The following is a 13,922-nucleotide window of genomic DNA, read 5'->3' as shown; positions in this document are numbered from 1 at the left end:
AGGCGGAATCGATGTCGCGATCCGTACCCGCGAACACGAAGCGGACTCAGCGCTGATCATTCGGCGCCTGGCGGAAACCCGGCGGATCCTCGCCGCGTCCCCCGAATACCTGAGCCGCCACGGCACTCCCATGGCACTCGAAGAACTCGAAGGTCATCGGTTCCTGATCTACACGCTTGCCAATAACCCCTATGAGCTTGCGTTCACAAAGGGATCGACTACGCGTACCGTCAGGATTGAAGGCTTGCTGGAATCCAACGAAGGACAGGTCATCTGCAAGGCAGGCTTGAACAGTCTCGGGATATTGATCCAGCCAATCTATATCATCCACGAGGACCTCGTGGCGGGGCGCCTCGTGCCTATTCTCGATGACTGGGATCTGCCAAGGCTGAAGATAAATATCGCCTACCAGAACCGGAAGTTCATGTCGTCCAAGGTCCGGGCATTTATCGATTTCCTCATCGAGAATTTCGACAAGATGGAATATGAACGCCGATGGACGCAGACCTGGTCGCATCGCCAATGAGGAAGTCCGACCGTTCCGGCTTGTGGCGTTAAGGCGGGAAGGCAGGCAGGCAACAACTACGCTACGGTTCTTCGCTGCAGCGCAACGAGAAACCTGACGTTCCCATATGCTCGCATGGAATTTCTATACCTCAGTGTGATTTCCCTATGTGGCTAGCGTCCTATACTTTTAAAGCGTCGTCCTGGTCACTTTCGCTTTGACGCTCCGATCATGCATTGAAGGAGATCAAATTATGAAGCCGCTGATATTCCTTACCCTCGCCGTTAGCGCACTTGCGAGCCCGATACTAACCTCCGCTCAAACCTCATCTGGCCCATTGACCCGTGCGCAAGTGCAGGCGGAAGTTGTATGTATCGAGCAGGCCGGCTACCGTCCGGGAGGTAGCGACAATGACTATCCGGTCGAGATCCAGGCAGCGGAAGCAAAACTAGCGGCACAGGCCGATGCCGCGCGCGGTGCAGCGCAGGCCGGCTCCCAGATGACATCGTCGACTTGCCACCCTTGAGACGGCACTACGGCAAGTGTGACGACTAGTCAGAAAGAACGCAGAAGCGCGCAGGGTTGCTGCGCGCTCAAACCCGCCAGCCTGGCTGCGCTTAGTGATGCGAGTACAGCGATTGCGCCTCATAAGCCTGGGCGCGGCTACCCGATTGGAAAGTCGTTTCTGCGACGCCACCAAACGCTCGCGCGTTGGCGTCGGCGTCCGCGGTTTCCGCGTGGATCGTCGCTGCACTTTCACCGCGCTGCGAAGCGGGTGCGCCCGCGATCGGGTTGTAGTGAGGTGCCGGACCGTAGCCGCTGCTGGCAAAAGCGGGAGCGGCGAGAGCGGCGCTGGCTGCGATGATGACGGCGATGAGATGCTTGTTCATGATGAAATCTCCAATGACTTAAAAGGGGAAGAATCTATTTTGATCGGATACGTTTTGCTCGGATGCGATGAATAATACAGGAGCCATTTCCAATGTCAAGCGCCTTCGATTACATCGTATCCGATGTATCGTACGTAAGTCACCAGACAAAGATGCGGATGAAGGTCGCCGACCCTTTGGATCCGGCGACCGCAAAGCCTGCCGACTTCTCTCAAGCAACGAGTCTGCCCCCGTCAGTTGAAAGGCCGAATTGACGAGCGATGGAAACGAAGCGGTCCCGCCATTCCCATTTACCGAAGACGTCGTGTACGTTCTGCAGGCAGCTCAACAATTCAACGGTCGTCGGATCGTAGATGTTGATACGCGAACGCAGCAGGGCCCGCTTGAGTGCCGCCACCCCGACGTCCATGTAGGCGGGCACCTGATCCGGCGGCTTGTTAATGGTGCGAACCGGTACGCCCTCCATTGCGCTCAGATAATCACGTGGCTTGATGAAGCTGCCGACAGGGCAGCCACCGCAATATCCGCGATATGCACCGCCGCCGTGCTCCAGTAATGCCGCCTGACCCTGGCCGAGAAGATGATGCACCGAAGCGTTGAAGATCTCCTGATGCGTCAGAAAGCTGAGGTTTTTCATGTGTCTTGCCTTGGAAGGGCTCCCGCGATCGTGTCGATGCCGAGTCATGCCGGGAATCGGGAGACCGCGTATCAGGTACCGCGTTGTATTAAAGGTAGGCCCAATCTCCAACACAAACCATGCTACAAGCGGATGCCTCGCGCACCCTCTTCGTTTGCGTGCTTAATACCTTGGTTTGACCGGACCTAACCGATCCACGCCTGCGGCGCTCCCAGGCGCTCGGCCGCTTATCATCTCTCTACGGGCTTAACTAATACGTATTCCTACCCATGTTACATCGACTCGTTTTGATCACGGCCTGCTACAGTTTATGCAACAGCTCTTTACCATCAGACAGTGATCGCCTAACCTTCTCAGGCACCCTATACGAACGGATGAGGCGTTACAAACGCACGTAGAAGGCGCGGCATCGGTTCGTATAGTGTTCCCCGGCACGCGACTCAATTACCTTGATCGAACGGTCGAGGCCATCTTGAGCCACCGCTGCCACGAGCCCTATTCAAGGCTCCCCTGCTGTTCCGGTCTCGGCTCTTGTGACTGTCGACCGCACCCTGTCCAATCGGCCTTCCATGAACGCTCTTGTCGAAATCGCGCTACGTCGCCCGCTGACGTTTGTGGTGATGACCATCCTGATCGTGCTATTCGGCGGCCTGGCCGCTTACAAGACTCCGACAGATATCTTTCCCGATATAAAGATTCCGGTCGTGGCGGTGGTATGGACTCGTCGAACCTGATTCGACCGCAACTGGTCGCCGTGCCCGGTGCGGCGATTCCGAGCCCCTACGGCGGCGCGTCGCTGAACGTCGAAGTCGACCTCGATCAGACGAAGTTGATGGCGCGCGGTTTATCGGCAGTGGACGTCGGCAACGCATTGAAGTCGCAGAACATCGTGCTGCCGGCGGGGGATCAGAAGATCGGCGCACTGGATTTCCTGGTCCAGACGAACGCCAGTCCGATTGCCGTGGCGACCTTCAACAACTTGCCGATCAAGACTGTCGACGGCGCGACCGTCTACCTGCGCGACGTCGCCTATGTACACCGCGGTTCGCCGCCACAGATCAATGCGGTGCTGGTACAGGGCAAACAGGCGGTGCTGATCCAGATCCTGAAGAGCGGCGATGCGTCGACGCTTGCCGTCGTGGCAGGCATCAAGAACGCGCTACCGGGCATTATCCGCACGCTGCCGCCCGGCGTGCAGATCAAGACGCTGAACGACCAATCCGGTTTCGTGCGCGACTCAGTGAAGGAAGTGGTCCAGGAAATGATCACGGCCGCCATCCTGACGGGCCTGACCGTGTTGCTCTTCCTGGGAAGCTGGCGCTCGACGTTGATCGTCGCCACGTCGATTCCGCTCGCCATCCTGTGCTCGGTGTTGGCGCTGTCGTGGTTCGGTCAGACGATCAACATCATGACCCTCGGCGGACTCGCGCTTCACGCAGCGCGAGATCTTCGTCACAGTGTTCATTGTTTGCGCATTCGCGTCGCTGGCAATGATCGGATTTCTCGGGCGCGACTTCTTTCCGAGTATCAAGTCGGGCGAGATCGACATGCACATGCGAGCGCCGATTGGCACGCGCCTTGAGGACGCTTCGAAGATCGCCGTCCTCGTCAATGGGTCGATTCGCCGGATCCTGCCCGGTCAGGTGACCAACATACTGGACAACTGCGGTCTACCCTCCAGCGGCATCAACCAGGCGTACAGTTCGTCAGGCACGATTGGCCCGCAGGACTGCGACATCACGATCAACCTCAAGAGCAACCGCTCGCCCGTCGACGACTATCGCTTCAAGATGCGGCGCGAGCTGCCCAAGCAGTTTCCCGGGACGACCTTTACGTTCCTGCCCGGCGACATCACCGCGAAGATTCTCAACTTCGGTCTGCCGGCGCCAATCGATGTACAGATTTCCGGACGCACGCTTGCGGCAAACTTCGCCTACGCGCAAGCGTTGGCGGCACGCCTGCGGCGCATTCCCGGGAGCGCTGACGTCAATATCCAGCAGTCGCTGGACCAGCCGACCCTGAAGATCGCGGCGTCCCGCTCGTTCGCATCGGGGATTAACCTGACGGAAGCCAACATCGCTGTCAACGCACTCGCGGCCTTGTCCGGCAGCGGGCAGACCGCGCCGACATACTGGCTCGATACATCGTCCGGCGTGTCGCACCTCGTCAACCTGCAAACGCCGCAAGACCAGTTGACCTCATTCAACGATCTTGAAACGATTCCGATCGATAACGGCAAGGGGGGAGGGATGGACGCTGGCACGCAGATCCTGGGCGCGCTCAGCCGCATTACCCAGACCGGTACACCGGTGCTGGCCTCGCATTACAGCATCCTGCCGGTAGTCGACATCTTCGTGAGCAATCAGCGGCGCGACCTTGGCGCGGTGAACGATGCAGTGGCCAAGGTGGTCGCCAACATGAGCGGCGAACTCCCCTATGGCGCTAGCGTGCACCTGCGCGGTCAGGCGCAGACGATGAGCACTGCCTATGAGCAGTTGATCGCGGGGCTCGCACTGTCGGTGCTGCTGGTGTATCTCGTCATCGTCGTCAACTTTCAGTCGTGGCTCGATCCTTTCATCATCATCACCGCGTTGCCGGCCGCGCTGGCAGGAATTGTCTGGAGTCTCTTCCTGACCCACACGACCCTCTCAGTCCCGGCGCTCACCGGCGCAATCATGTGCATGGGCACCGCGACGGCCAACTCGATCCTGGTGGTCTCGTTCGCCCGTGACCGCCTGGCCGAACATGGCAACGCGGTCGAGGCCGCGATCGAGGCGGGAGCCGGCCGGATCCGGCCAGTCCTGATGACCGCGCTCGCGATGATCATCGGCATGCTGCCGATGTCGTTCAGCAACACCCTGAACGCGCCGCTCGGACGCGCAGTAATCGGCGGACTGTTGTTCGCAACCATCGCCACCCTTCTGTTCGTGCCATGCGTATTTGCGCTCTTGCACGGCAACAGGGACGAACCCACGGAGTCGCACGCATGACCGTCGATCGAGACATTTCGCCGCCAAGCCGTGCGCGATCCCACCTGCTGATCGCGCTCGGCGTGCTCGTGGTAGCCGGGCTGGTCGTCTCCGGCATCGTCCGGCGATACAGCAATGTCGCCGACCTACGCAATATCGCCGATGAGGAATCAATCCCGCTGGTTCAGGTGATCTCGCCTATTCCGGGACCGGCAACACGCACGCTTACCCTCCCCGGGAATGTCAACGCGTGGTACTACGCGCCGATCTATGCGCAGGTGTCCGGGTAGTTGGCCAAGTGGTACAAGGACTACGGCGCCGTGGTCAAGGCGGGCGACGTGCTTGCGAGCATCAATGCCCCTGCTGTGGACGAGCAGTACGAGAGCGCGAAGGCGAACCTGGATGTCGCGCAGACAAACTACAACCTGGCGAAAGTGACCGCGAACCGCTGGTCTGCGCTCGCCGGTACGCAGGCGGTTTCCCAGCAGGAAGTCGACGAGAAGATCGCGAACGCCGCCGCGCAGAAAGCACAGGTGCGCGCCGCCGAGCATCAGGTTGCACGCTACAAGGTACTTGAAGGCTTTAAGCAGATCGTCGCGCCGTTCGACGGCGTGGTCACCTCGCGCAAGACCGACATAGGCAACTATGTGAATGCGGCCGGCGGCGACGTCAGCGCACGAGGCGCGGCCGACGAGTTGTTCAGCATCGCCGACATTCACGAAATGCGCGTGTTCGTGTCGGTGCCACAGGACTATTCCGGAGTCCTCAAACCCGGCCTGACCGCCACCCTTTCGCTGCCGCAATATCCGGACGTGACGTTCAAGGCCACCTTCGACACCAGCGCGAACGCATTCGATCCGAAGACGCGAACGGTGGTGACCGAACTGCTGGTACCCAACCCCGATCATCTGATCTGGCCGGGCAATTACGCCGACGTGCATTTCGAAGTTCCCATGGGCCGCGACGTGCTCATCGTGCCGGAGCAGGCACTATTGTTCCGTGCCGAAGGCATGCAGGCGGCAATCGTTGGCCCTGATGACAAAGTACATTTGCAGGACGTCAAGCTGGGACTCAACCTCGGTCCGACCGTGCAAGTCGTGTCAGGGATTAAGAGAACTGATCGCCTGATCGTCAGCCCGTCGGCGGGGATCCTGGAAGGCGAGAAAGTGGCAGTAGTCCAGGGCGTGCCGGGTATCGCGCCTGACCAGCGGTTTCGGCCTGCCGAACCAGAATCGGCCTCCCTGAGCGCGGCGCAGCGCGCAAAAGTCGAAGCCGCTAAGAACGAGTCGGACGAATGATGTTCAGCGTTCACCCTCCCCTTCGGAAAATCTGCTGTGCGGCGCTCGCGCTGCTCGCCGGCTGCGATCTGGCGCCTGTCTACAAAGCGCCGCACATGCTGCTGCCCGATGAGTATCAAGGCACGGGACCATTCGAGAAGGCGCGCCCCGAAGATCAGCTCGGGCATGGCCCCTGGTGGGAGATGTTCGGCGACGCACAACTGAATCGCCTCGAGACGCAACTCGATGCCTCCAACCCCGATCTTCAGGCGGCGCAGGAGACCTACACCCAAGCCCGGGATATTGTCGGCGAGGCGCGCTCGGGACTCTTCCCGCAGTTAAACGCGCGAGCCTTCGTCTCTGAGAACAAGGAGTCGGCTCACACGTTGTTCCATAGCGGCACTGGCCCTCTACAACAGCAGTCCAACGGCTATGGCGCGGCGGCAACCTGGGAACCTGACTTCTGGGATCAGATCCGCAACAGCACGAAACAGGCACAGGCGAACGCCCAAGGCGTGGCGGCCCAGGTCGCTTCCGCAAGGCTGAGCCTGGAGATAGAGTTGGCTGGCGACTACATGGCGATCTACGGTCTCGATACCGAACACGCGGTCTACCAGAAGGCAATCGGTCTTTACCGGAACGCCGTCGAGATCACGCAGATGCGCTTCAACGGAAAGATCGCCTCCGGGCTCGACGTGGCGCGTGCCCAGACCCAACTCTCCTCGGCACAAGCCGCCGATACAGACGTACAGGGGCAACGCGCGGTTCTCGTCCATGCGGTCGCTGCGCTAGTCGGCGAGAATCCCGCGAGCTTCACGCTGCCGCCTTTGACGGATGCCCGGATCGCCTTCCCGGTCATTCCCGTGGGCGTCCCCTCGACGCTATTGCAAAGACGACCTGACATCGCACAGGCGGAGCGCGCCATGGCGGCTGCGAACGCCGCGATTGGCGTATCCCGTGCAGCGTACTATCCGAACATTCGCTTGAGCGCGGCGGGCGGATTTGAGGACACCGGCTTTGCGCTCGCAAGCAGCGCTGACGCTATTCGACGGGGGGCAGCGGCGGGCGGAGTTCGAACGCAGCAACTCGCAATTTGCGCAGGCGGGCGACAATTACCGCGCCACCGTGCTCGAAGCGTTCCGGCAGGTGGAGGATGAATTGGTGCTAACGGAAAGTCTCGCTACCGAAGCGAGTCAGCAGGAGGCCGCGCTGCAAGCGGCGGTCAAGACCCAGAACCTTTCGATGAGCCTCTATACGGATGGCCTCGACAATTATCTAAACGTCACTGTCGCGCAAATCGCGGCGCTGACCGCCGAGACGTCCGAAGTGCAAGTGCAGACGCGACGATTGCAGGCGGCCGTGGCACTGACCGGCGCGCTAGGCGGTGGCTGGAGCGCGGCCGACCTCCCTACGGAGGATCAGACCACACCGTTCAATCCGCTTGACTTGCATACTGCGCCTGCCGATGTCCACGCGCACGATTAGCACCGGCTTTAAGGTCATGCCCGCATGTCAGTGTTGCGTAGAAAGCTGGACGCGGTTGTCCGCGTCCAGCTTTATCCAATTATTCGGACACCCTACAATTGGACACCGCGGGTAAGCGCTCCATCCACTACAAGGTTTGCGCCGCTGATGAAGCTTGCCGCGGGACTAGAGATAAACGCGACCGCATTCGCAATCTCTTGCGGCGTTCCCATGCGACCGGTGGGATTGAGTGCGAGCGCCTTGGCGTACAACGTTGGATCGTCACGTTCAATGTCATTCCAGACGCCGCCCTCGAAGTAGACGTTTCCAGGAGAGACGGTGTTTGCGCGGATCCCTTTCGCCGCCAATTGCTGGGCAAGGCCCTGAACGTAATGTATTAATGCCGCTTTTAAGGAACCGTACGGGCCTGCCGCAAAGTCGATTTCTCGTCCAGACACACTGGATATCGCGACGATTGAAGCCTCCTTGCTTTTTTCGAGAAATGGGATGGCGGCGCTAACAAGGTTGACTGTACCAAGGATGTCTGTCTCGAAGCTCTTGTGCCAAGAACTTAGATCATCCGAGATAGCCAAGGCACTTACATTGGACACGACGACGTCTAACCCGCCCCATTGCGTCCCTACATCTATCACCCATTGCTTAAGAGCCGCACCGTCTGATACATCAATTGCTGCTCCCAACGAACGTCCCGCGCCGCGCTCCACCAGAGACGCCGCCAGCTTGTTTGCCGTACTCGCATCGCGGGAGCAAACCGCTACGTCGGCGCCCTCAGCAGCAAAGGTATTGGCGATGGCAAGTCCAATACCCCGGGTCGCGCCCGTTACGATTATTCTTGATCCTTTGAGATGCAGGTCCATCGTTACACTCCCTTTTCATAGTGGCGGTAGAAATTCTACCGCTGTCGCCCGAAGGAGGTACGCTTGAACGAACGCGGCGCGATCTGTCACCGGAAGTCACTATTAATCCTCCATCGATCAATCGCGATCGGGCGCGCCGAGCGGGAACAGCGGGCGATACGGACGCGCTTCGTCGACGGCGCGCGCAAATGACGGACGCGCCAGCAGTCGCTGCCGGTAGGCGATCACGTGCGCAAATGAGGCGTCGATCCTATGCGTCCAGTCCGCATAGAACAGGAACGGCGCGGCGCCGCAGTCGGCAAGGCTGAAGGTGTCTCCTGCCGCCCATTCGCGCCCCGCCATGATCCCGTCGAGCCAGCCATAAGCTATCTCGAGCATTGCGCGGGCGTCGGCGACGCCACACGGGTCGCGATCCGTCTCCGGCCGCAGGCTGTCGAACACGATCTTTTGCGACGGCGTCGAAATGTAATTGTCAAAGAACCGATCCATGCTGCGGACTTCCAGCGCGGCGCGGGGATCCGCGGGAAGCAGCGGCACGGGCCCCGGATAGTACAAGCCCAGGTACTCGATGATGATGGTCGCCTCGGTAACGGTACGGCCGGCGTCCACAAGCACAGGAAAGCGCTTAAGTGGCCACAGCGCCGTTAATTCCGCCATCACCTGCGGGTTGTCGTGCGACAACTCGCGCAACTCGAACGGCGTGTCGTTTTCGTACAGCGCGACCAGGGCCTTCTGGCAGTATGCGGAAAAAGGGTGAGCGTATAGCTTCAATGTCATCGCGGTTCGCCTTGGTATAGAAAGGAACGCCGCCCGGGTGCAGGCAGCGGGAAAGACTGCAATACTTGATGACGAACGACACCGGGGGAAATCGACAGCGATCGTCGGCGATTTGGCGATCATGTCAAAGGGGATGACATGTTCTCGCCTGCCATGCCCGAGAGGCATGCCACCCTGCTTACAAGGTCTTTGTCGCACCCCTCACGGAATCCTATAATCGTTTCAGCACGATACATCAACCATTTGTACTACGATCTATTTCCAGGAAATCAAATGTCCGATTTAGCCAAAAAAGTAGCACTCGTTACCGGTGGCTCACGCGGCATCGGTGCGGCAATCGCGAAACGTCTGGCCGCGGATGGAGCGATTGTGGCGTTCACATACGCGAAGGACGCAAGCGCGGCATCGGAGGTCGTCAAAGAGATCGAACTCAATGGCGGAAAGGCGATTGCGATCCAGGCGGATGCCGCCGACGTCAAAGCTGTCGAAGCCGCGGTCGAAAAAACTTTTGCGACCTTCGGCCGGCTGGATGTGCTGGTCAACAATGCCGGCACGGCCATCCCAAAACCATTCGAAGACACGACTTTGGAAGAGATGGATAGAGTGATCGACATCAACATCCGAGGCGTTTTCGCGACGACCAAGGCGGCGCTGAAACATCTGAGTGATGGTGGTCGCATCATCATGATCGGTTCGGCGGTGGGCGAGCGTGCCATTGCGCCCGGGCTCGTGTCCTACGCAGCCACGAAAGCGGCCGTCAGGATGTTCACCCAGGCGCTGTCCAGAGAGGTGGGAGGCCGGGGCATCACAGTCAACAACGTCCAGCCGGGACCAATCGATACGGACTTGAATCCCGCCTCAGGCGATTGGGCGGTGCCGCAGAAGGCCGCCACAGCGCTCGGTCGCTACGGGCGCGTTGAGGAAATCGCCGCAATGGTGGCGTTCATCGCCGGCCCGACGGCCTCGTACATTACCGGAACGAATCTTACGGTGGATGGCGGGATGAATGCCTGAGTTCGTACGCCGCGGCAGCTATCCGACGGATGCTCGGTTTTCGGCCGCTACCGACCTGCAACGGGAGAGTAGATGGTCGATTCTGGAAAGAAATAAACTCAGTATCGGCGAAGTGTTGGTCCTGCTATAACCGATCACCAGGTCGATAGTCGGCGGTTCAACAGCAAGCGGACGACTTGTCACCGACCCGGGAAGGAAATTCTTGGCGTAACACGGAAGCAACGCGAGACCGCGCGTCGATGCCACTAATGACACCGCCATCGCGAGGTTATCCACCTCATAGCTTGCGCGTATGTCCAGGCCTGACTGCAGGATAAACTCCTCGATGACGGTCCGCACAGTAGGAGCCGTGTGCGAAACGGTGATGAACGTCTCGCCAATGAACTGCGGAAGATCGATCGTTTCGCAAGCCGCGAGAGGGTGATCACTTGGCAAAACGACAACCAATGGTTCCTTGACAACAAGCCGGTACGCAAGGCCCGGCACGTTCGGCTCAGGTCGCATGAATGCGAGGTCGAGATCGCCTTTCAACAGGGCATCGCGAAGCGACGGCGAGTATTGACTAGAGACCGTAACCTCAATTTGAGGGAGTTCGTCGCGCAGAACGCGCATCGCTTCCGGCAACCACTCTATCTCCTGCCCAGTGAGGAATCCTAGCGCAAATACGGGCTTTAAACGATGCGCCGCCCGCCGAGCCGCTTCAATGGCGGACTCCGCTTGCGCTAACGTTGCACGAGCGTGCTCAAGAAAAGCGCGACCTGCCGCTGTCAATTCAACCCCACGGGCGCCTCGTATCAGCAGATCGACACCGACTTCCTCTTCAAGATCGCGGATCTGACGGCTGAGGGAAGGCTGGGCCGTATGCAGTCGCTGTTCGGCCGCCGTCGTGAAGCTACCCGTCTCCGCGACAGCAACAAAGTAGCGAAGATGTCGAAGCTCCATTGCTCTCTCCATGCCTGCCGAATAGGGCTCTAGATATACAAAGTCTTATTCCTAACCGCCGACACATTCTACGCTTAAGCCAAATTCGAGTTGCAACCCGGAATTGGCCGGGAATAGGGCTAGGTGACGCTATGCGCTCCCAGGCGCAGCAACGGTTAATCCGCACCTCTAAATATTTTAATGGAAAAACCCGTTGTTCTGCGCCCTTTGTGAATCACCCCCAATCAGCGATGGGAAACGAGCAGAAGCAGCGGCAACGTAACCAGATGATGCCGCCGTAATCGAACGCCCTTGGTCACGAGACCGAACGCGCTCAGGTCGTCAGATCTTTAAGCGCTCGCGACGGTCTCCGGCTTTGCAGTTCGGGAGCGCGTGCCGAAGGCGAGTTTCGAGAGCACGCGCCTCACAGGTCTGTCGTAGAATGCGTAGACGCCCGACGCGAGCGCGATTGCGGTGATCAGGCTTGTCGCCAACCCTAGCCAACGGGTTTCCTGCGAAAAAAAATGATTGATGATCATGTAGCTGATGTTCTGGTGAAGCAAATAGAATGGATACGTGACACCGCCCGCAAAAACGGCAAGGCGGGTCCAGCGGCTAGACCTGACGGTAATGCTTGGCGATGCGTACACGAGCAATCCGAAAACCGTAATGAGAACGGCCATTAGCGCAAAGGAAAGATGCGACCCAAAATAGGCATCGTATTTCTTCCCAAAAAAATACGCTGCGCCTAGTGCGCTTAGATAGGATATCGCCAGCAAAAGCCATGGCCCGAATGTCTTGTCGTTGCGCCGCAGGAGATAAATTCCCGCACCCATTGCAAAGAACCCCGTGTAGTATCCGCCAGGATAATGGATCGGTAGTCCCAACTTATTTTGCATCAACGACGCGACACAGCCGAGCACCACCCAGGCAATGAGGGCGTAATGTACCCGTTGCATGGGCCATATCTTCAGGGCAATGGCCACAATGATGTAGAACTCGATCTCCAGCACCAGCGACCAATAGGACCCGTCAATGTGATGGCCACCGAACCATGTCGCCACGATCGGAATATTTAACGCAACATCGAGACCGGACGCACGGAATTTCGGATCGCTGGATATCGTGCTTACTGCGATTGTGATGGCTGCGCATATCCAGAAAGTCGGGTATAGACGAATTGCCCGCGAAAGAACGAACTCCCTGGCCGATCTGCCATCCGCACTGAGAAAAATCACATAGCCAGAGATGATGAAAAAGAGTTCGACGCCCATGAATCCGTACTGCGCGACGGGAGCGATCGAGTCGAATCGGACATGCTCCATGAGTCCGTCGGCCGCGTACCCTCGGAAGCCGACGTGATAGAACAAGACCGAAACCGCCGCCACGACTCGCAAGACGTCTAGAAATACATCGCGATGGTTTGTCATCAGCACGCGTCCCCGAGTTCGCCTCCCGGCGAAAACGAGTGGCGTTCAAATGATTGATCCGGCACAGCGTATGCGCATCCGCGACGCCTTATCAGACAATGATCGCGCCTTGTCCGCCGTTTGCTTGATGGTCTGGCGGACGGCGCCTTAGTTATGTCTGTCGGCGAAGTTGTGTCCACGTACGATCTACGACTAACGCGGAGGAACACAATGAGCAAACAGCCGCATCTGACCTCCGGTAAGGCGCTACGTATAACGTTAGCAAAGCGCCTCACAGATGCACCGAACCATCCATCGGGCTTCGACTATATGCGCCTTCCGCTCGCCACGCTTGTGGTCTGCAGCCACGCGATCAACGTATGCTATGGGAAGGATTTTACGTATGCAGTATGGCGTGGTCCTGCACGCCCTCTACTCGCCATTATTCTTCCGATGTTCTTCGCGTTGAGCGGGTTTCTCGCGGCCGGCAGTCTGGAAAGATGCAGGACGCTTGTGTCCTTTGTTGGCCTGCGTGGACTGCGACTGGTTCCCGCCCTCGCAGTCGACACAATGGTCGGCGCGCTACTGCCTGGTGGTGCGTCGAAAAGCCCGCGCTTCGCCTGAAGGCAGCCCTTCTGCGACTGGAGGATGCTGTTCTTCAATTCACGGAACGTGCCTCAGCCATTGTCTTTCTAGTGCCCAGGCTCGGCGTCAAAGGCAGCGTCGACACTGCAACCCCGCATTGAGAGCAAGAACAAACACCATGAAAATACTGCTATCGGCATCAGCTTGTTCCTCTGAGTGGGGATCCGAACCGGGCGTAGGCTGGCGATGGGCCGAGACGCTTGCGAGAGATCACGAAGTCGTTGTACTGACCCATAAATTCTTCGAGGCGCACCTCCGCACCGCGCCAAAAAATCCGTCATCGAATCTTAGTTATCGCTACATTTCAGTACCGACCTTCGGATTAAGTGAGCGCGTCTATCTGAATTCCCGTCTTTATTATGTGTTCTGGCAGTTCTATTGTCTGTTGTACTGCCTGCGCACCGGGTTGCACAAAGATGTCGACCTGATTCATCACCTGACTTTGGGAACGTTCAGGTTTCCTTCGTTCCTGGGTCTGCTGGGCAAGCCATTCTTCATGGGGCCGCTTGGCGGCGGCGAACGCGCGCCCATTCGCC

At 58.8% G+C, this 13,922-nt stretch carries 17 protein-coding genes and 1 pseudogene; 12 read left to right on the top strand and 6 right to left on the bottom strand.

The window, feature by feature from the left end; translation table 11 throughout:
* Both WCA53_RS03900 and WCA53_RS03895 read left to right on the top strand, forming a co-directional pair.
* The coding region (locus WCA53_RS03900) for a substrate binding domain-containing protein (RefSeq protein ID WP_423905648.1) at nt 1-526 on the top strand (526 nt) is incomplete at its 5' end.
* A 232-nt stretch (nt 527-758) separates the two neighbouring features.
* The gene (locus tag WCA53_RS03895; RefSeq protein ID WP_423905645.1) at nt 759-1,031 is read left to right on the top strand and encodes a DUF4148 domain-containing protein; all 273 of its coding nucleotides are present in this window, start codon (nt 759-761) and stop codon (nt 1,029-1,031) included.
* 91 nt (nt 1,032-1,122) lie between these two features.
* Here WCA53_RS03895 and WCA53_RS03890 read toward each other — a convergent pair whose 3' ends face one another.
* A complete protein-coding gene (locus WCA53_RS03890; RefSeq protein WP_423905650.1) occupies nt 1,123-1,398 on the bottom strand; it encodes a hypothetical protein in 276 nt (91 codons plus the stop codon).
* Nucleotides 1,399-1,606: 208 nt separating this feature from the next.
* Nucleotides 1,607-2,032: a hypothetical protein gene (locus WCA53_RS03885; RefSeq protein ID WP_423905643.1), complete on the bottom strand. Its 426-nt coding sequence runs from the start codon at nt 2,030-2,032 to the stop codon at nt 1,607-1,609.
* Between the two features lie 569 nt (nt 2,033-2,601).
* Here WCA53_RS03885 and WCA53_RS03880 point away from each other — a divergent pair.
* The 7 genes and pseudogenes from WCA53_RS03880 (at nt 2,602) to WCA53_RS03850 (ending at nt 7,763) form a co-directional block, all read left to right on the top strand.
* Complete coding sequence (locus WCA53_RS03880; protein WP_423905642.1) at nt 2,602-2,766, top strand: efflux RND transporter permease subunit; 165 nt, start codon at nt 2,602-2,604, stop codon at nt 2,764-2,766.
* Nucleotides 2,748-3,614 carry an efflux RND transporter permease subunit gene (locus tag WCA53_RS03875; RefSeq protein WP_423905640.1) on the top strand — a complete coding sequence of 289 codons (867 nt, stop codon included), beginning with the start codon at nt 2,748-2,750 and terminating at the stop codon, nt 3,612-3,614. Before WCA53_RS03880 ends, WCA53_RS03875 begins: the two co-directional genes overlap by 19 nt.
* On the top strand, nt 3,523-5,022 hold the full coding sequence (locus WCA53_RS03870) for an efflux RND transporter permease subunit (protein ID WP_423905638.1): 1,500 nt from the start codon (nt 3,523-3,525) through the stop codon (nt 5,020-5,022). The genes WCA53_RS03875 and WCA53_RS03870 overlap by 92 nt, the downstream gene beginning before the upstream one ends.
* Nucleotides 5,019-5,291 (top strand): hypothetical protein, encoded by a 273-nt coding sequence (locus WCA53_RS03865; protein WP_423905637.1) that lies wholly within the window; start codon nt 5,019-5,021, stop codon nt 5,289-5,291. Before WCA53_RS03870 ends, WCA53_RS03865 begins: the two co-directional genes overlap by 4 nt.
* Entirely contained in the window at nt 5,292-6,299 is a 1,008-nt protein-coding gene (locus WCA53_RS03860) for an efflux RND transporter periplasmic adaptor subunit (protein WP_423905634.1), read from the top strand.
* Nucleotides 6,296-7,285: pseudogene (locus WCA53_RS03855) on the top strand (efflux transporter outer membrane subunit); the annotation flags it as partial. The gene WCA53_RS03860 and the pseudogene WCA53_RS03855, both read left to right, overlap by 4 nt.
* Nucleotides 7,281-7,763 (top strand): TolC family protein, encoded by a 483-nt coding sequence (locus WCA53_RS03850; protein ID WP_423905632.1) that lies wholly within the window; start codon nt 7,281-7,283, stop codon nt 7,761-7,763. The pseudogene WCA53_RS03855 and the gene WCA53_RS03850, both read left to right, overlap by 5 nt.
* A 92-nt stretch (nt 7,764-7,855) precedes the next feature.
* Here the strand turns inward: WCA53_RS03850 and WCA53_RS03845 are convergent, their stop codons facing one another.
* Both WCA53_RS03845 and WCA53_RS03840 read right to left on the bottom strand, forming a co-directional pair.
* Complete coding sequence (locus tag WCA53_RS03845) at nt 7,856-8,620, bottom strand: SDR family NAD(P)-dependent oxidoreductase (RefSeq protein ID WP_423905630.1); 765 nt, start codon at nt 8,618-8,620, stop codon at nt 7,856-7,858.
* Nucleotides 8,621-8,737: 117 nt separating this feature from the next.
* A complete protein-coding gene (locus WCA53_RS03840; protein WP_423905629.1) occupies nt 8,738-9,397 on the bottom strand; it encodes a glutathione S-transferase family protein in 660 nt (219 codons plus the stop codon).
* Between the two features lie 138 nt (nt 9,398-9,535).
* Here WCA53_RS03840 and WCA53_RS03835 point away from each other — a divergent pair, with 138 nt between their 5' ends.
* The gene (locus WCA53_RS03835; RefSeq protein WP_423905628.1) at nt 9,536-10,411 is read left to right on the top strand and encodes an SDR family NAD(P)-dependent oxidoreductase; all 876 of its coding nucleotides are present in this window, start codon (nt 9,536-9,538) and stop codon (nt 10,409-10,411) included.
* A gap of 18 nt (nt 10,412-10,429) precedes the next feature.
* Here WCA53_RS03835 and WCA53_RS03830 read toward each other — a convergent pair whose 3' ends face one another.
* The gene (locus WCA53_RS03830; RefSeq protein WP_423905625.1) at nt 10,430-11,353 is read right to left on the bottom strand and encodes a LysR family transcriptional regulator; all 924 of its coding nucleotides are present in this window, start codon (nt 11,351-11,353) and stop codon (nt 10,430-10,432) included.
* Nucleotides 11,354-11,682: 329 nt separating this feature from the next.
* Nucleotides 11,683-12,762, bottom strand: a complete 1,080-nt coding sequence (locus WCA53_RS03825) for an acyltransferase family protein (RefSeq protein WP_423905623.1) — start codon at nt 12,760-12,762, stop codon at nt 11,683-11,685.
* Nucleotides 12,763-12,972: 210 nt separating this feature from the next.
* Here WCA53_RS03825 and WCA53_RS03820 point away from each other — a divergent pair, with 210 nt between their 5' ends.
* On the top strand, nt 12,973-13,365 hold the full coding sequence (locus WCA53_RS03820) for an acyltransferase family protein (RefSeq protein WP_423905621.1): 393 nt from the start codon (nt 12,973-12,975) through the stop codon (nt 13,363-13,365).
* A 139-nt stretch (nt 13,366-13,504) separates the two neighbouring features.
* On the top strand, nt 13,505-13,922 hold a 418-nt coding region (locus WCA53_RS03815), incomplete at its 3' end, for a hypothetical protein (RefSeq protein WP_423905619.1).

The sequence above is a fragment of the Caballeronia sp. genome (assembly GCF_049581465.1).
In the GTDB taxonomy this organism is placed as follows: domain Bacteria; phylum Pseudomonadota; class Gammaproteobacteria; order Burkholderiales; family Burkholderiaceae; genus Caballeronia.
This window is presented reverse-complemented; position numbering and strand designations above follow the sequence as displayed.